Origin of the sequence: Halopolyspora algeriensis (assembly GCF_003337235.1) — a bacterium.
GTDB lineage: Bacteria > Actinomycetota > Actinomycetes > Mycobacteriales > Pseudonocardiaceae > Haloactinomyces > Haloactinomyces algeriensis.
The window spans coordinates 154,500-171,562 of sequence record NZ_QPJC01000001.1; the positions used below are offsets into that span (position 1 = coordinate 154,500).

Sequence of the window (17,063 nt, forward strand, 5' to 3'; positions counted from 1 at the left end):
ATGCCCTTGCGGAGCAACCCAAACTCTACACACCGCACCCGCCGGTCCCTCAAGCGGGGGGTGGTCATCGGCGAAGTCCCAGTTCACACCTGGTCCTGGTGCTGCAGGGCCAGGATCTCCTCCACGGAGTCGGCGACATGCTCCTCCGCTTCCTGTCCGGGACGGGACTTCCGGACGGTACGGGCCTGCAGCCACACCTCGAAACGATTCTCGGACAGCGGTCGCGAGATCAGGTAGCCCTGCGCCGTGTCACATCCCATCCGCACGAGTTCGTCCCGTGCCGCGTCGTCCTCGACACCTTCGGCCACCACCTTCAGTTCCAGCGAATGCCCGAGTTCGACGATCGAGCGCACCACCGCCATGTCACCGAGGTCGGTCCCCATCCCCAGGACGAAACTCTTGTCGATCTTCACTTCGTCCACCGGTAGCTGACGCAGGTAGGCCAGTGAGGAGTACCCGGTACCGAAGTCGTCCACCGCCAGGTGGACACCCAACGCCCGCAGCCGCCGCAGCACAGGCAGACACCGTTCCGGGTCGGCCATCACGCTGGACTCGGTGAGCTCGAAGGTCAGCAGTCCCGGGGGGATGCCATGGCGAGCCAGCGCTTCGGCCACCCGGTCCGGGAACGACTCATCGGCCAGATTGCGCACCGACAGGTTCACCGCGCCCGACAGTCGCAAACCCCGAGCCAGCCAGGCGCGCACACGCACCAGCACACGCTCCATCACGAACGTGGTCAGTGCATCGACCATCCCGGTCGCTTCGACGACGGGGATGAACTCGTCCGGGCTCAGCCGTCCGTACTCCGGGTGGGACCAACGCACCAGTGCCTCGGCACCCACAACACGCCGCTCGGGCAGGGCCACCTTCGGTTGGTAGTGCACCTCGATCTGCCCGGCATCCAGTGCCTGGCGGAACTGGGTGACCAGCTGGAACCGGCGCAGAAAGATCTGTCCCATGCTGGCGACGTAACCGCGCACCCCGTCCTCGCCATTCCGTGCCGCGCGCACCGCCACATCGGCACGCTGGAGCAGGGTGTCCACGTCGACGTCGGTGTCGTCGTGCTCGGCGGATGCGGAGGAGACGTAGCCGGCCACGCCGCTGGCCTCCACCACGAGACGGTCCACCGGATACGGCTCGGCGATCACCGACCTGAGGTGCTCGGCGAGTTCGTGGGCCTGCTGTCCGCTGTACTCCCGTAGCAGCACCGCGAACGAGTGCGCTTCCAGTCTGGCCAGCGGCACATCGGCTCCGAGCGTCTCACGCATGCGCCGCCCGGCGGCGACCACCAGCCGGTCCTCCCAGGTGTAGCCGAGTGCCTCACTGACGGTGGTCAGCAGTTCCAGATCGACGCGCAGTACGACAACGGTGCCTGCGTGCAGGCCCTCGCGAGCCATTTCCCGGAATCCGGCGCGGTTGAGCAGGCCGGTGAGCGGATCGTGGTAAGCATCATGCCGCAATCGCGCCAGCAGGCGCCGGTTGTCCATCGCCGTGGCCAGGTGACTGGCGAGCGTGTGCAACAGGCGCACGTCGGCGCGCCCGAAGCCGCGCCACCGGCTGACCCGGTCGTGAGCCTCCACCGCGCCGAGCATCTGGTTCGCTCCTCGCAGCGGTACCACCAACGACTCGTGCGCCCCGCGCCGGCGCAGGGCATCACGGATGTCCTCCGGCGCGTCCAGCGTGCGATACGAGCGAACGTGACTGCCCGGCAGCTGCAGTATCGGGCATTCGCGCAGCAGGGAGGCTCCCTCTCCCGTGGCCGACTCGGGCAGCGGCTTCCCGGCCACAAGGGTGCTCACCTCACCTCGCGGATCCAGGCACAGCCGCAACACCACCCGCGTCGCGTCGAGCTGCTCACGGATGCGTTCGGCAACCGGAACCCACTCGCCGACCGAATCGTCCCCCTCGGAGACATCCGTCCCCGAGGGGCCGCGCGCGGCAGCCTGTCCGGACCGGGCGACACCGAGGCTGACGTCGCCGAGCGTCTCCAGATCGCGCTGTTCCCGCAGCAGTCCCGAGTACGTCCGGTACACCGCGACCGCGCCGGTACCGAGCAGCGCCACGAGGGCCCATCCCCACTCGGTTTTCACCGCGACCTCGTACCCGGCCAGACCCAGAGAGGTATTGAGCAGACCGACCGCGAACGTGCGCACCCCCAGGCGAACGCCGGGGCCGAGCCGCATCCCACCGCCGAGAACGTGCAGGGCAGTCAGGGCACAGCCACAGCTGATCAGCGTCGAGGTCAACGTGCCCGCAGCCGCCCCGAACCACATCGGGGCCACCCCGGCCAAGCCGGTGTTCACTCCGGTGGCGACCGCGAACGGCACAGCGATTTCCAAGCACAGGACGCCCGCGTTGTAGAGGACATGGCTGGCGGCCCGCCTGCCGACCTGAGCCCCCAGGCCTGCCAGCAGGTTGGCCGCGAGAACCACCTCGAAGGGAGCGGTGAGCAGTCCCACGATCAGCGGTATCTCGGTGAACGAGATCGTCCAACCGACCCGCTTGACGTCGACGTCGATGGTGAGTTGCTCGGCCAGCAGAAAGCCCATCGCCAGCAGTGGGCCGATGAGCAGCAACTCGGGGGTGTAGCGGAACGGAAGCCATGCCGAGGTCGACGCGCTGATGACGATCCCGCCCAGCAGTACACCGAGCGAGAACCGGGTGAAGACTCGCGTCCGTGCCGGATCGGCCTCGGCCCGCACGGGGGGCCTCGGCACGTCGGGGTACGCCTGCCGGCTGAGGGAGCGGTGACGCTCGAGCATCCACTTCCTCCCACCATGCGACACCCTCGCCGTGCTGATCCTGACGCACGACACTGGGCGTTGACCAGAGCCGGGCTGGCCTGTTCGTGGGTAAAACCGGGAAAATGAGCACTGAGAGTAACCGAACGTGACTCCCGGCCGGCTTCCTCGCGGAACCCGAGGCGGATGAGAGGCATGCTCATGAAGTCCGATCAGGCACGCCGGGAATTCTCCCGGGCACGGGTCGCCCGGCTGGCGACCGCGAGCGAACGGGCACAGCCCCATCTGGTGCCGGTCACGTTCGTGGTGACCGGTGATCTGATCACCACGGCCGTGGATCACAAGCCCAAACACACCACGGCTCTGAAGAGACTGCGCAACATCACAGAAAATCCCGAGGTCACCCTGCTCGTCGATCACTACGAGGACGACTGGTCACGGCTGTGGTGGGTCCGCGCGGACGGCACGGCGAGCCTCACCGGTGCTACCGAGCGACCGGAGTTGGTGGCGGCTCTGGCCACCAAGTACGGGCAATACCAGCAGCACCGACCATCGTCGACCCTGATCGTCGTCCGGGTGCACCGCTGGACCGGCTGGGCGGCTTCCCAGGCCTGAACCGACGAGCGGGTCGTTGCGGCGGCAGATTTCCGATCGGGATTGGTTTCCGGCGCACTTCCCCGAAGCGAGAGCCACCGAGTCGCACATGCCCATCGGCGACCGGGGCGATCGGGCCACTAGAGTGCCGGATGTGGTGGACGATCCGTATCACGTGCGGATGCCGACGGCCGGGTTGTCGCGGCTCGCGGAAGCGCTGAACGTGGTGGACGAGCATGCCGAACTCAACCACCGGTACCGCAAACTCATCCACGACTCCCGGGAGCTGCTCGTCGGCGAGGAGGTACGCCTGACCCAGGCGCGCGGGATGGCCAAAAAACTGATGGTGCTGGTCCGGGCCGCGGGAACGGACTTTCGCGAGTGCCTCACCGCCCGGAACCGTGAAGTACTCGATGCGGGTCTCGCTCAGGCCGACGAACTCGTTTACGGCGACGAGCCCCGCACCGGATGAGATGATGTGGCCCGGCCGAGCGGTCTCCACTGCGCCGGTCGGGACATCGCGAGAAATCCACACGGCGACGAGGGACCTCGAGCAAGCCGGAGAGACTCGAAACCGAGCCGGCCTCTCCGGCTCACCGGGACGGCGGATGTGTTCGCTTGACCGGGGGGCACCCGTCCGGACTAACGCTGAGGCGTGGGATGGGCGGCAGCCCACCAGCTCATGGCGTATTCGACCAGGGCGATCAGCGACTGCTTCGTGGACTCTGGATCCCGGGCGTCGCACGGCACGATCGGCACGTTCGGCCCGACCGCGACGGCCTCGCGCACCTCTTCGACCTGATGCCGCAACGAACCGTCGAAGCAGTTCACCCCGATCACGTACGGCACGCCTCGGTCCTCGAAGAAGTCCACGGCGGAAAAGCAGTCCGCGAGGCGACGGGTGTCCACGAGGACAACCGCACCGATCGCCCCTCGCACCAGGTCGTCCCACATGAACCAGAAGCGCTGCTGCCCGGGTGTCCCGAACAGGTACAGAATCAGGTCCGAGTCCAGTGACAATCTCCCGAAGTCCATCGCGACCGTCGTCGATGTCTTGCCGGGAGTCGCGGCGAGATCGTCGACGCCCTCGCTGGCCTCCGTCATCACCGCTTCCGTGGTCAGCGGCACGATCTCGGAAACGGAACCGACGTAGGTCGTCTTGCCCACTCCGAACCCGCCCGCGACCACGATCTTGGCCGAACTGGTGCTCGATTTCCCGCTTTCCTGCGGCGCCCTATAGCCGACGGAGTCCACTCAATACCCTTTCCATCAACATCAAATGCGGTGCACTGCCACTGTCGGTCACGGTCTGGTGGACGTGGATCAGGCCCTGCTCGGCCATGTCGGCCAGCAGAACCTTGGCCACACCGAACGGAACACCGAGCAATGCGCCGACCTCCGCAGCAGAACGAGGATGACGGCACAGCTCCGCGACGGACTGGTGCTCGTGCCTCAGCGGCATTCCCGGTTGGTAGTGCTCACTGGTGGAGACCAGCGTTTCCAGTTCCAGATCGACGTTCGACTTCGTGCGGCCGCCGGTCCAGGCATACGGCCGGATGCTGGCTGCCGGAGCAGCGTCATCATTCTCCGGATCGGCCGAATGACCGCTCCACGATGGCTCGTCAGCGCCTCCGCCAGAGTAACCGGATCGTTCCGCGGCGGATGATGCCTGCTCCTCCTGTTGGCGACGGTCGCGGTTGCTTCCGAAGGTGAACCCGTTGAACACGTCGGCGAACGTCGCACCGCCGTCCTCATCATCCCGCCCGCGCCCGGGCTGTGGTCGCCCACCCCTCGGGGGGCGCTCGTAGTAACCAGGCCCTTCGCTCATCGCGGCCTCACACCAACTGCTCGGTCACGGGGCGATTCGAACCCTGCAGCTGCGACCGCAGTTCCGGAGTGAGAATACGTCCGACGCGCTGCACGAGCATGGCCATCTCATATGCGACCAGCCCCATATCGCACTGTGGGGAAGCGAGCACGGTCAGGCACGAGCCATCACTGATGGCCATCTGCAGCATCAGACCGCGGTCCATCTCGACAATGGTCTCCTTGATCCCGCCCGCCTCGAAGCACCGGGCGGCACCTTGCGTCAGACTCAGCAAGCCCGAGGCGACGGCGGCGAGCTGATCGGCCCGGTCCTTCGGCAGCTTGTCCGAGGAAACGAGCAACAACCCGTCAGCCGACACGACAATGGCATGGGCCACCCCGGCCACTCGCTCGGTGAAGTCGGTGACCAGCCATGCGAACTGGTCGGTTTTTGCCTGCTGCGACGTCATGCAGCCTCCTTTGCTGATCTCACACGAGCCAGGGGCCCGGCTCGTGGCAAGCAGAGCGCGTTTCGTCAACGCATGGTGCAATCACCGGGATACGGGCTGTTGAGAGTGATCATCTCCAACAAGTGCTCCACTTCAGCAATTGCAACCGGGATACGCAAGAGACGGCTCCTACTCGTCCGAGCTGTGCCGGCCCCGACGAACGCCCTGCTGGAAGCTGGACAACCGGCCACGCAGATCGTTCGGTGTGGATGAGACACGAGTGTCGGAGTCACCACCCGCGCTCCCCATCAGCGGAGCACTGCCGGGTGCGAGCTGGGCACGAGGGGTCCTACGGGGTAGTCCGGCGGCCGTGAAATCCGTGGGCTCGTGGCTTGCGGCGGCATCGGCCTCGTACTGCGCCGAGTCCGTCACGAAATTCCACGCAGCCTCTTCCCGACCGGCAGCTCCCGTCCCTCCGGGTGCCTCCCGGCCGGAATCTCCCCCCGCGGGAGTTTCCGATCGTTGCCGGGCGGCGGCCCGTTGCCCGGAGTCGTTCGCTTCCGCCGACGAAGGCTTCTCCGGCTCGCCCCGGCGCGCACCACGCTGGAAGCTGGACAGTCGGCCACGCAGATCGTCCGCATCCTGCCCGGAACCGCTCTGCTCCCCGGCTGCGCCGTTGACTCCCGCCGTGGAGGCGGGACCGGCACCCGTAGCGGGTTTGCTCGCCATGACACCGGGAGCGAGGTGCTTGCGCGGACTCCTGCGAGGCAACCCCGAGGAGGTGTAGCTCGCGGCTTCGGGCTGGGCAATGGCGTCGGCCTGGTGCTGGGCCTGATCCGTTTCGAAGTTCCATGCCGCGGTACCGCTGCCGGAACCCGTCTGCTGCCGCTGCCTCGTGTCGCGCCGCCCGGCGCCCGGCTGCGGAGAGTCCTCACCGGGCCAGTGAGGGCTCTCGGAAGGCTGCCGCTGTGTCTCCTGGTAGTGGGCGTCCTCCCGGGAGGGCTGGAACCACTGGGTCGCCATCTCGGTGAAGGCCTGCGGCGCCCCGGGAAGTTCCGGACCGCGCTGGTCACCCGCTCCACCGACATGCGAGGGACCGTCCCCGGACACCTGCCCGGGCGAGTACCTCTGCTGCGATGCCCCATCCGGTCCGGACCGGCCGGGCCGAGCCGGCGGCGCCTCGGGTTCACCCTGCTTGGGGGGCGGCTCGAACAGCCCGCGCACGCGCTCCTCCGTCACCGGTTCCGCGTCCGCGGGTTCGGGCTCCCGGGCAGGAGCCGACGCCGTGCCGGAACCGAACGGAGCGAAGTGACCGTCGGGGAACTCACCCCGGGGTGTGCGTTGGGGAAGACCTCCCTCCAGAACCTGCCTGCGGACCGCTCCGTTGTTGTGCGAAGCCGTTCCCTGCTGTTGCACCGTCCCGTTGTGGTGCTGCTCCTGCGACGACCGGGCAGGCAACGACCGGCCGGGCGAGGACTGCTGCGGCGGCGACTGCTCGGGTACCGACCTCGGGGTGTCCGAACCCGCCGGGCCCGATGGTGCGAGCCCGGAAATCTGCGGAACGGGTGGCTCCGGAGGAGAGGGCGGCTGCGTCCCGGTCGGCTGAAGCCCCGACTGGGACGGCGAAGGGTCGTACGACGGCGACTTGCCTCGGGAGGGCGCGGAGAGCACCAGTTCGGCCGGAATCAGCACGGCGGCGCGCACACCCTCGAATTCCTCACCGCCGTACAGTCGCACCGCGATCCCGTGCCGCGACGCCAGCTTGCTGATCACCAGCATCCCCAGGCGACGCGACGTCGACATGTCCGGTTCCTCGCTCGAGGCCAGCCTCTCATTGGCCTCCGCCAGCTCACTGTTGTCCATCCCGATACCTCGGTCCAGCACGTCGATGCCGATCGAACCGTCATCGGCCTGGTAACTGGACACGGTCACCGAGGTGTTCGGCGCCGAGAAGTTCGCTGCGTTGTCGAGCAGTTCGGCGATCAGCCGCACGAGGTCACTGCCCGCATAGCCGACCAGGCGAGCCTGCGGGGGCGACTGCACGATCACCCGCGGGTAGTGTTCGATCTCCGAGACCGCAGCGCGCAGCACGTCGGCCACCGGCACGGGCTGGTTGAACCGGCGCGCGAGATCGTTGCCCGACAGCACCATCAGGTTCTCGTTGTTGCGCCGCATCCGGGTGGCCAGGTGGTCCAGCCGGAACAGTGTGGCGAGCTGATCGGGATCGTCCTCGTCCTGCTCCAGTTGCTCGAACAGGCGCAACTGCCGTTCGAGCAGGCTCTGGCTCCGCCGGGAGACGTTGATGAACGAGTCACTGTAGGCGCGCCGCAAGCTCGCCTGCTCGGCCGCGAGGTACAACGCCTGGCGGTTCACCTCGTCGAAGGCCCGTGCGACCTGACCGACTTCCTCGGTGGTCGACACCGGAACCTCGGCGACCGAGTTCTCCGACTCCTCGCCTCGCCGGACCCGGGAGACCGCTTCGGGCAACTGGTGCTCGGCCGCGTTGAGCGCGCTGCGCCGCAGGACGGCCAGCGAACCGAGCAGGTTCCTGGAGATGACGTAGATGACCGCCGCTGCGAGCATCAGTGCGGCCGACAGGATGACCGTGATGGCTCCGGCCCGGTTGCTGGAGTCCTCGTACAGCGAGGACGCGATGCTACTGACATGCTGGGACAGCTGCGTACGAACCTCGGTCGTCCTCGAGATGAACGCCTCGGACTGGGCGTTCCACTCCCGCACTGTCAGCGTGATGTCCTCGGCATCACCGGACGAGGCGAGTTCCACGATCCGGTTGAGCGAACGTTCGCGCGCGGCCGTCTCCTCGACAGCCACCGTCTGCTGGTAAGCGCGCTGCTGCTCGGGGCTGGCGGCCACCAGGAATTCGTCGATCCGGGCGTCCATCCTGGCTCGCGAATCGTTGACCGCGTCCAGCAGGGCGTCACCGAAATTGCCCCGTGCCAGCGCACTGCCGATCAGCGCCCGCTGGATCCGGGCCTCGTCCTCGGCGACGGAAAGCTGGTGCAGGGCACTGACCGGACCGTAAATCTGCGGGTCTCCCAGGTCACTGATCACCGCACGCTCCAGTCCCAGCAGCGCACTGACCATGCCGCTGTAGGTCTGCACCGCGGTGACCGGATCGATGGAGTGGGTGAGCACCTGCTTGCGCAGCTTCGCCAGCCCGGCGAGCTGCTTTTGCAGCCGACCGAACTGAGCCGCGGCGGTGGGGCTGAAGCCGCCGACCGAGTCGAGCACCTCGGGCGCCTGGGAAGCGGCCTTGGTCACAGCGTCAGCCGTGGCGCGCAGCGCCTTCGGATCGCCGGCTCCGGACAGGAACGCCGCCGCGAGTGTGCGTTCCTTCTGCAAACCGGTGAGCAGCGGCTGGATACGGTCACGCGCCTCGACCATGTTGCCGAGGTGCTCATAGCGATCCGCGCTCTCCACCTGGTCGTGAATCCGGATCACACCCAGCGTGATCGCGAAGACCACGGGCACCAACACCACCGCGGCCAGCTTGACCGGGAGCCTCCAGTTGCGCCACTGCGTGATCACGCCTCGCCGGGACGTGCGCTGCCCCGTCCCCGATGCCGTGGCTCGTTCCCTCGGGGTCACAAGCCCCCCCGGATTCCGGGCTGTCGTGCGTCGTGCTCTGTCACAGTGCGGTCCCTTCCGAGCGAGCAAATCGTTGGAGAACGGCGCTTGGCACTCTGCCACGGCGATGACCAGCCCGGAATGCCGGTCCGAAAGGTCCGGTTTGCCGGGAAGACGAATCCGCCGCCGGGTGTTCGTTATTTTCGGCGCAACACGGAGCTGTGACACTCTGCGTCACCGGTCGGCGCTCACCACGGGATCGCTGTACCGGTTATTTCCACACATGCTCCTTGTGGGCCTGCTCTCAGTATAGAGGCTCACAACCGGTAACCGACCGAGGGTCCGTACACCGAAAAGAAACGGAGGCGGTTGATTACCGGGCGCCAAATGGCTCGACACGGAAAGTAATGTGGCCAGCGCAAGTCGCACCGGGCTCGTTTTACCCGGAATCAAAAACCGCCGAACGGACGGATCCTAGTCGATTCGGGCGCCCATGAGAACCGGTAAGCACAACGGCTTCGAATAAGTGCGGCACCAACCGGTAATCGGGATGCCGCACGCCTGTTCCGAGTGGCACATCCGTCGGACGGCAGCCGGTACTTCCCCGACATCCGGCCACCCTCGACGGGCTTTCGGAGGCGAGGGCGCTTCGGGTCCCTGGATCACGAGCCCACTCGCCTCCTAGTAAGGTCCCTCACCACGAAGTTGTATCCCCACTCGCGGATCACTTCGGCAACAGTTCGATATACACCGTTGCGATCCATTCGTTCCTCGAGTAGATCGAGCCGTCCACACAGTTCGCGGACTCTTGTCCTGGACTCCCGGAAGGATGCATGACCAACGCAACGCCGCCCCCCTTGCGGGCACGATCCGCGGAGCGGACCGGAAACGCACCGGCGTCCTTCGGCGGAATCGATAAGAGTGCAACCCGCCGGTCAACGGCGGCACCCGATTTCACCGTGATCCAGCGATCCGAGGAATTCACCCGGCTCCGACGCCGAGTGCGCTGGTTCGTGTTCCCGATGACCATCTTGTTTCTCGCCTGGTACATCGGTTACGTCCTGCTCGCCGCCTACGCGCACGACTTCATGGCCGAACCCGTGGTCGGCAAGGTCAACGTCGGTCTCCTGCTGGGGGTCCTCCAGTTCGTGACGACTGTGGTCATCACCACGATCTATGTCCGGTTCGCGAACCGCCGGATCGACCCGTACGCGGACGAGATCCGTCAGAACGTGGAGGACACCGAGCAATGAACCTCGCGCAGATGGACCAGAGCACGCCGCTGCCCGACAGCAGCCCGATGGTCAACGTCGCCGTCTTCGCGGGCCTGATCGTGGTGACTCTGGCCGTTGTCTACTTCGTCAACAGCCGGAGCACCTCGAGCGACTACTTCGCCGCGGGCAGCGCTTTCAGCGGCCCGCAGAACGGTGTCGCGCTGGCCGGGGACTTCCTGTCCGCGGCATCGTTTCTCGGTATCGCGGGGGCGATCGCCGTACACGGCTACGACGGGTTCCTGTACTCCATCGGCTTTCTGGTGGCCTGGCTGGTGAACCTGCTCCTGATCGCCGAGCGGCTGCGGAACACCGGCCGCTTCACGATGGGTGACGTACTGAGCTTCCGGATGCGCCGACGCCCGGTCCGCGCGGCCTCCGCCGTGTCCACCCTCATGATCACGTGCTTTTACATGATCGCGCAGATGGCGGGAGCCGGTGGCCTGGTGGCACTGCTGCTCGACGTCCGCAGTGAATGGGGTCAGGCGCTGGTGATCGCCGTGGTGGGCCTCGTCATGGTTCTGTACGTGCTCATCGGCGGGATGAAAGGCACCACGTGGGTGCAGATCATCAAGGGCGCCCTGCTGCTCCTGTCCGTCACGATGATCACGCTGTTCCTGCTCGGCAAGTTCGGGTTCAGCTTCAGCGCACTGCTGGAGCAGGCCGCAGCCAACAACCCCCTCGGCTCGGACATCTTCGCCCCCGGGGCCAAGTACGGCGAGGATGCGGTGAGCAAACTCGACTTCGTATCCCTGTCGCTGGCGCTGGTTCTCGGCGTCGCCGGCCTGCCCCATGTGCTGATGCGCTTCTACACGGTGCCCAGCAGCCGGGAAGCCCGCCGCTCGGTGGTGTGGGCGATCTGGCTGATGAGCCTGTTCTACCTGTGCACCCTGGTCATCGGCTACGGTGCGGCGGCTCTGGTCGGCAGTGAGAAGATCGCCAACGCACCGAGCGGGGAGAATTCCGCCGCGCCGCTGCTGGCCTACGAAGTCGGCGGCACGTTCCTGCTCGGCGCGGTCTCCGCCGTGGCATTCGCGACGATCCTCGCCGTCGTGGCGGGCCTCACTCTGACCGCCTCTGCCTCGTTCGCCCACGATCTCTACGCGAACGTGTTCAAAAGCAACGACGCCGGTCCGGAAGCCGAGGTCCGGGTGGCCCGCCGGACGGCCATGGTGCTCGGTGCCGTCTCCGTTCTCGGCGGCATCCTCGTCAGCGGGCAGAACATCGCCTTCCTGGTGGGGCTGGCCTTCGCGTTCGCGGCGTCGGCAAACCTGTCCACTTTGGTCTACACGATGTTCTGGCGGCGATTCAACACCACGGGCACGCTCTGGGGCATGTACAGCGGCCTGGGCTCCTGCCTGCTGCTTGTCCTGTTCTCCCCGGTGGTTTCCGGCGAGCCGGACTCGATGATTCCCGGAGTGGACTTCGCGCTCTTCCCACTGAACAACCCGGGCATCGTCGCCATACCCCTGTCGTTCGTGTGCGGGTTCATCGGCACCTTCCTGGAGCGGAGTCCCGAGGACGACGACCGGCAGGCGGAAATGGAGGTCCGCTCGCTCACCGGTGTCGGAGCGCACTCGGGCTGAACTTCTCCGCGTCGGGCGCCCGTCCCCATCGACGAGTCGGGGGCGGGCGCCCGATGGTGTCTGCGAGGTGCTCCTGCCGAGCCCGGCCCGGTGGAGTGCGCTCACCGGGCACCGGGCTGCTGTTCAGCAGGAGGAGTCGGTGGACTTCGGCACGGCAAGGCCGAACAGCGGCCGGGCCTTGAGTCCGGCATATGTTCCGGCGATCGCCACGAGCGCCCACAACCAGCCGTGCAGACTGAACGAGGCGATACCGCCGAAGTACGCGCCGATGTTGCAGCCGTAGGCGATGCGTGCGCCGTACCCCATCAGGATCCCGCCGACGATCGCGCCGAGCACGACCCTGGGCGGCACCTTGCGGTGCAGGACGAAGGAACCACCTGCGGCCGCCGCCACGAGGGCGCCGAGGATGATGCCGAGGTCCATCACCGAGGTCGCGTGGGCGAGCACGGGACCGGCCAGTGTCTCGGCTTTTTCCGGAGCGGACCAGTACGGCCAGCTCGCCACGTCCACGCCGGCTCCCTGGGCGATCTTCGATCCCCACAGCGCGAACGCCGAGGTGATTCCCCACGGGCTGCCCTTGAAGACCAGGGTGAGCGCGTTGAGTCCGGCGAGCGCGAGAGCCCCGACCCACAGTGGCCAGGAGCCGCGCACGATTCTGGCAAGGCCCTTCGCAGCCGGTGGACGGCCGACTTCGGGCGGCTGCCTACGCCGGGTGATGACGAAGGTCGAGGCCGCGACGAGCCCCAACACCGCCAGCGAAACGGCCAGTGCGCCCCCGTAGCCCCATGGCATCTGCGCGAGCGAGATCGCCGGTCCGCTCGGCATCGTGGAAGTCCAGAAGGTGAAGTTCCACGCCCCCAGCACGGAACCCACGATGAAGCCGACGAGGGTGAACACGATCGCGGTCTGACCACCGCCGACGTTGTACAGCGTGCCGGAGGCGCACGAACCGCCGATCTGCATGCCGAGGCCGAACAGGAACGCGCCGACCACCACACTCACGCCCAGCGGAGAGACATAGCCCTCCGGATCGACCCCCACGCCGACGCCGGCTGCCAGCAGCGGAGCGAAAAGGATGCAGGCGACCGCGAGCATGAGCGTGTGCGCGCGCAGAGCGCGCCCCTGCCCCACGGCCACGAGCTGGCGCCACGCCGAGGTGAATCCGAACCGGGCGTGGAAGAGCACAGCACCGAACGCCAGACCGATCACATACAGTACGGCCATCCGCCAGCCGCTGACGGCAACGGTCGCCCCACCCAGCGCGACGGCGAGGACGGCACCCACGATCAACGGCACGCGGCGCGCCGGACGGGGCTGTTCGGTGACGCCGGATGCCCCGGCAGGCCCGGTGATCGGGGCCCGGGAACGCTCGGGAGCGGACACGACAAAACCTCCAGTCAACGAATCGAGAGCATTCTTGGCGGGCGGATCGCTCAGAAGCCGTCGTCGACAAGGTGGAGTGCGTGCGCGAGCAGGCATGTGCAGTACGCCGGCCGGCGGCGGGGGACGTGTCGCATCATCGTCGGCGGCAACACGCAGGCGACCGGATTTTCTTCCACGCTCCCGGCGGTGGCATTGCGAAGACCACACGCACACGGTCCCCGGGCTGCCGTTGCAGGTCATACGAGTAGGCGCCCGGGCGTCGTGGTGTCCGTGCGGCTAGGGGGTTGTCGTGGCTCGGCTGCGCAGCCGTCGGATGCCGCGCTCGATGATCAAATAGGCCACAAAGGACACGCCGAGCATGGGCAGCAGCACCATGAGCACACCGAAACCGGCCAGCAACGGTAGGGGCACGGTGCGCAGGAGCGGTCCCATCCTGGGGGCGCGCCGAGCCCTTCGGGCGGGCGGCGCAGCCACCAGGTGCGATACCCGGCGGCGACCACGGCGATCACTCCGAGGGCCAGCACGGTCAGGCCGATCTGGTTGGCCAGTCCGAACAGCTGGGCCTGGTGGTAGGCGACGCCCAGTGTGGTGGCCTTGGCCAGCAGCGGGTGGTCGTCCCAGTCGACGCGGTCGGTGACCTGCCCACGGGCGGCATCGACGGCCACAGTGGTTGCCTCGATCGGCCAGCGGTTGTCGTCGAGGCCGGCCGTCCAGGCCTGTCCCGGCTTGTCCGGGGGTTCGAGTTCGAGGACCCCGTGCAGGCCGGCGTCTCGGGCCGTGGCCGCGACCCGGTCGATACCGGCCAGAGCCTCGGGGGTGGCTGTCTGCTCACCAGGCTGCTCGGGCTGGTGTCCTCCGGTCGCTGGTGCGGCTGCGAGCTGGGTGGACACCGACGGAGCTTCGGACCGGAACTGGGAGCGGGCGACGTCGATCCACGTACCGGCGTAGTTGGTCCAGGTCAGCCCGGTACCGACCATGAGCAGCAACCCGACGAAGAACCCCACCCCCAGCAGTCCGTGCAGCGAGCGCCAGCGGGCCCGGCCAGGACGGGAGAGCCGGAAGGCACGCCGCAGGCCGCGTCGGCTGCGTGGCCACCACAGACACAGTCCGGTCAGCAGCGACACGAGCACCCAGCTGGCCGCCAGCTCGGTGATCGGCTCGGCCACCGGCCCCAGACGCCAGCTGGAATGCAGGTTCCGCAGCCACTCGTCGGGACGCCGGGTCTCCACGATCTGCCCGGTCACCTGCGCCGAGGCGGGATCGACGTAGACGGTCGTGGCCCCGGCCACCGGGCCGAAGCCGCCGGAGTCGGCCCCGGGCGGTGTCAACGTGACCCCGGTGGTTTCCTCCCCACCCGGAGTGTTCGGTGCGGGCGGAGTGACAGTGGACACCTGCCAGTCCGGGTGCGTGGCCCGGGCAGCTGCGACCTGCTCGCTCAGCGGGCGCGCCGGCCCCTCGGCAACCGCCGTGAGCGCCTGCCGATATTGCGCCTGTTCGATCTGCGGATTCCAGGCATACAGGATTCCGGTGACTGCCAGGGACAGCACCACCGGCGCGGCCAGCAGGCCACCGAAGAAATGCAGCCGCCACAACAACGGCCGCAGCGCAGCTCGCCGTCTCGGTTGCTGCGGCGGCGGTTTTTCGTCCGGATCCGCCTCGGCTGCGGAATCGCGGTGTGGGGCTGTCACGGGCCTACCTCCCGGGCTGTTGCGACCGTGCTACTGCCCGGCAAGTCGTACAACGTCCTCACCGAGTTCCCCGCCGGAGCGGCTCGGTGCCTCGATCGATGAATTTCGATGTCTCGTCCGGTCCACACGATCAGCGGGTACCGCTTGGACGCCCGAGACGATCGGAAAGCACGGACAAGGTCCGGAAGGGGAGTCGACATGAAGGTCGCTGTGTGGGTCGTTTCGGCCCTGCTGGCACTTGCGTTTTTCCTCGTCGGCGGAATGAAGTTGATCACCCCAACCGCCGGGATGGAGCAGCTGTCCCAAGGAGTTCCGGTGATCCTGCTGCGGATCGCGGGGGCGGCCGAGGTGCTCGGCGCGCTCGGGTTGATCCTGCCCGCGGCCACCCGGATCGGCCCGGTCCTGACACCGCTGGCCGCCAGCGGGCTCGTCGTGGTGATGCTCGGGGCCGCCATCACGAACATCATCATCGGGGCGTACTCGGTGGCCATCCAGCCCGCCGTACTGGGGTTGCTCGCCGGGTTCGTCGCCTGGGCCCGCTTCACCGACCAAGCCGTCCAACCTCGCACTGCCCCTGTCGCCAAGCCTCTGCAGACATGACCGGGCCTCGCCCTGCCGGTATGCTGCATTGCTAAGTTAGCATGCTAACATAGAGAGGTGGATCACACCCTCAGCTTCGATCTCCACGCACTGACCGCGCGGCTGGACCGCTCTGCCGATCGGCTCCTGCAGGCCGAGTACAACCTGTCCTATCGGCGGTTCCGGACGTTGTTGCTCGTTGGCGAGTTGGGCGCAACCACGCAGCGGGCCCTCGCCGAGCGGATGGGCGTGACCGAGCCGTCGGTGAGCCGGATGGCCGGCACCCTGGCCGAAACCGGACTGCTCGATTCCCGACTCGATCCCGCCGGCGGCAATCGGCGCCGCCTCAATCTCACACCGGCCGGCAAGCAGCTGGTCGAACAGTGCCGGGAATTGCTCGAGCGTCGCTTCGCCGACCTCGTGGAACGCAGCGGCGTCCCCTACGCCGACTACGCCCGTTACACCAAGCTGCTGATGGCAGCGCTGGACGCCGCGCCGTCCACCGACCGGACGCCACTCTAGTGTCGTCCCGGAAGAAGAGGTCCTCATGAACCACGCGACCGATACCGCTCACCGCACCCGCAGCCCGATCGTCACCCTCGGCGGGGCGTTCATGACTTCCGAGGAGATGGCAGTCCAGGAGGCCGATCTCGGTCTGCCGGAGCGCTCGCTGTACTTCCGGGGTCGCTCCGCAGCTCTCGGCGACCCGCCCGCACACGTCGTGACGGCGTTGTTCGGGATCTTTCCCGACTGGCTGATCGAGCTGATGATCGGCAAGACGACCCCCGCAGTGTCCGCGGCAGATGCCATCGACGCTTACACGCGCGCGTGCGCCGCCTGGGGTCGTCGGGTCTTCGCCGACGTCCCCTCGACGGCCCACGCTGCCACACTGCTCTGCCGCATCGTGGATGCGGCGGACGTCTCGACACTGCCGCTGGTTTCCGGGTGGCGGATTCGGACACGACCCGCCGACGCCCCCGCCCGCCTCGCACACGCCTTGATGCTCGTGCGCGAACTGCGTGGTGGCCTGCACTTTGCGGCGCTACGCGCTTGCGGACTCGGTATTTCCGAAGCCGTGGTTGCCGACCCGGATGGAGGGCGCGGACGATTGCTGCGCACCGGGTGGAGAGCCGACGACGCCGACGCGCTGATCATCCGCGCGCAGGCGCGCCGTGACCTGGTCGAACGCAGGCAGCGGGCCGAGCAGCTCACCAACGAGTCGTTCGGGCAAGCGCTCGAGGTACTCACCGACGCCGACCGCGATCAGCTCGTGGAACTGCTGGCCTCGCTTCCCGGCAGCGACTGATCCCGCTCCGAGCGCGCACTGTCGTGGCCCGTCCGGACACAGCCGGACCGCACGAAAACGCCCCCCTGGTTC

14 protein-coding genes are annotated in these 17,063 nt (G+C 67.6%); 7 read left to right on the top strand and 7 right to left on the bottom strand.

Translation table 11 applies throughout. From position 1 onward, the window contains the following. Positions 1-83 precede the first annotated feature (83 nt). The gene (locus tag DFQ14_RS00730) at positions 84-2,762 is read right to left on the bottom strand and encodes a putative bifunctional diguanylate cyclase/phosphodiesterase (protein WP_114451074.1); all 2,679 of its coding nucleotides are present in this window, start codon (positions 2,760-2,762) and stop codon (positions 84-86) included. Positions 2,763-2,942: 180 nt separating this feature from the next. Between DFQ14_RS00730 and DFQ14_RS00735 the strand changes: the two genes are divergently transcribed. Both DFQ14_RS00735 and DFQ14_RS00740 read left to right on the top strand, forming a co-directional pair. Next, positions 2,943-3,356, top strand: coding sequence for a TIGR03668 family PPOX class F420-dependent oxidoreductase (locus DFQ14_RS00735; protein ID WP_338072551.1), 414 nt, complete (start codon positions 2,943-2,945; stop codon positions 3,354-3,356). An 88-nt stretch (positions 3,357-3,444) separates the two neighbouring features. Further along, positions 3,445-3,807 (top strand): hypothetical protein, encoded by a 363-nt coding sequence (locus DFQ14_RS00740; RefSeq protein ID WP_257233524.1) that lies wholly within the window; start codon positions 3,445-3,447, stop codon positions 3,805-3,807. 170 nt (positions 3,808-3,977) lie between these two features. Here DFQ14_RS00740 and DFQ14_RS00745 read toward each other — a convergent pair whose 3' ends face one another. The 4 genes from DFQ14_RS00745 to DFQ14_RS00760 all read right to left on the bottom strand — a co-directional run bounded on the left by DFQ14_RS00745 (position 3,978) and on the right by DFQ14_RS00760 (position 9,199). Further along, positions 3,978-4,589: a GTP-binding protein gene (locus tag DFQ14_RS00745; protein WP_114451076.1), complete on the bottom strand. Its 612-nt coding sequence runs from the start codon at positions 4,587-4,589 to the stop codon at positions 3,978-3,980. Further along, entirely contained in the window at positions 4,570-5,163 is a 594-nt protein-coding gene (locus DFQ14_RS00750) for a DUF742 domain-containing protein (protein ID WP_114451077.1), read from the bottom strand. Before DFQ14_RS00750 ends, DFQ14_RS00745 begins: the two co-directional genes overlap by 20 nt. Before the next feature lie 7 nt (positions 5,164-5,170). Then, complete coding sequence (locus DFQ14_RS00755) at positions 5,171-5,611, bottom strand: roadblock/LC7 domain-containing protein (protein ID WP_114451078.1); 441 nt, start codon at positions 5,609-5,611, stop codon at positions 5,171-5,173. Between the two features lie 168 nt (positions 5,612-5,779). After that, positions 5,780-9,199 (bottom strand): sensor histidine kinase, encoded by a 3,420-nt coding sequence (locus tag DFQ14_RS00760; protein ID WP_257233526.1) that lies wholly within the window; start codon positions 9,197-9,199, stop codon positions 5,780-5,782. A gap of 812 nt (positions 9,200-10,011) precedes the next feature. Between DFQ14_RS00760 and DFQ14_RS00765 the strand changes: the two genes are divergently transcribed. After that, positions 10,012-10,431 (top strand): DUF485 domain-containing protein, encoded by a 420-nt coding sequence (locus DFQ14_RS00765; protein WP_114451079.1) that lies wholly within the window; start codon positions 10,012-10,014, stop codon positions 10,429-10,431. A 47-nt stretch (positions 10,432-10,478) separates the two neighbouring features. Beyond that, the gene (locus DFQ14_RS00770) at positions 10,479-12,035 is read left to right on the top strand and encodes a solute symporter family protein (protein WP_420810124.1); all 1,557 of its coding nucleotides are present in this window, start codon (positions 10,479-10,481) and stop codon (positions 12,033-12,035) included. A gap of 123 nt (positions 12,036-12,158) precedes the next feature. Here the strand turns inward: DFQ14_RS00770 and DFQ14_RS00775 are convergent, their stop codons facing one another. Next, complete coding sequence (locus DFQ14_RS00775) at positions 12,159-13,418, bottom strand: YeeE/YedE family protein (RefSeq protein ID WP_257233528.1); 1,260 nt, start codon at positions 13,416-13,418, stop codon at positions 12,159-12,161. Positions 13,419-13,747: 329 nt separating this feature from the next. Next, complete coding sequence (locus DFQ14_RS00780; RefSeq protein WP_114451081.1) at positions 13,748-15,106, bottom strand: PepSY-associated TM helix domain-containing protein; 1,359 nt, start codon at positions 15,104-15,106, stop codon at positions 13,748-13,750. A 198-nt stretch (positions 15,107-15,304) separates the two neighbouring features. Here DFQ14_RS00780 and DFQ14_RS00785 point away from each other — a divergent pair, with 198 nt between their 5' ends. Genes DFQ14_RS00785 through DFQ14_RS00795 form a run of 3 tightly spaced genes read left to right on the top strand, consistent with a single transcriptional unit; the run spans position 15,305 to position 16,991 of the window. After that, complete coding sequence (locus DFQ14_RS00785; RefSeq protein ID WP_114451082.1) at positions 15,305-15,706, top strand: DoxX family protein; 402 nt, start codon at positions 15,305-15,307, stop codon at positions 15,704-15,706. 57 nt (positions 15,707-15,763) lie between these two features. Next, positions 15,764-16,207 (top strand): MarR family winged helix-turn-helix transcriptional regulator, encoded by a 444-nt coding sequence (locus DFQ14_RS00790; protein WP_114451083.1) that lies wholly within the window; start codon positions 15,764-15,766, stop codon positions 16,205-16,207. 25 nt (positions 16,208-16,232) lie between these two features. Continuing rightward, positions 16,233-16,991: an SCO6745 family protein gene (locus DFQ14_RS00795; RefSeq protein WP_114451084.1), complete on the top strand. Its 759-nt coding sequence runs from the start codon at positions 16,233-16,235 to the stop codon at positions 16,989-16,991. Positions 16,992-17,063: the final 72 nt, after the last annotated feature.

Coding starts and splice junctions, on each gene's coding strand:
- DFQ14_RS00730 (WP_114451074.1), bottom strand. CDS start 2,762: ATGCTCGAGCGTCACCGCTCCCTCAGCCGGCAGGCGTACCCCGACGTG.
- DFQ14_RS00735 (WP_338072551.1), top strand. CDS start 2,943: ATGAAGTCCGATCAGGCACGCCGGGAATTCTCCCGGGCACGGGTCGCC.
- DFQ14_RS00740 (WP_257233524.1), top strand. CDS start 3,445: ATGCCCATCGGCGACCGGGGCGATCGGGCCACTAGAGTGCCGGATGTG.
- DFQ14_RS00750 (WP_114451077.1), bottom strand. CDS start 5,163: ATGAGCGAAGGGCCTGGTTACTACGAGCGCCCCCCGAGGGGTGGGCGA.
- DFQ14_RS00755 (WP_114451078.1), bottom strand. CDS start 5,611: ATGACGTCGCAGCAGGCAAAAACCGACCAGTTCGCATGGCTGGTCACC.
- DFQ14_RS00765 (WP_114451079.1), top strand. CDS start 10,012: ATGACCAACGCAACGCCGCCCCCCTTGCGGGCACGATCCGCGGAGCGG.
- DFQ14_RS00770 (WP_420810124.1), top strand. CDS start 10,479: ATGGTCAACGTCGCCGTCTTCGCGGGCCTGATCGTGGTGACTCTGGCC.
- DFQ14_RS00785 (WP_114451082.1), top strand. CDS start 15,305: ATGAAGGTCGCTGTGTGGGTCGTTTCGGCCCTGCTGGCACTTGCGTTT.
- DFQ14_RS00795 (WP_114451084.1), top strand. CDS start 16,233: ATGAACCACGCGACCGATACCGCTCACCGCACCCGCAGCCCGATCGTC.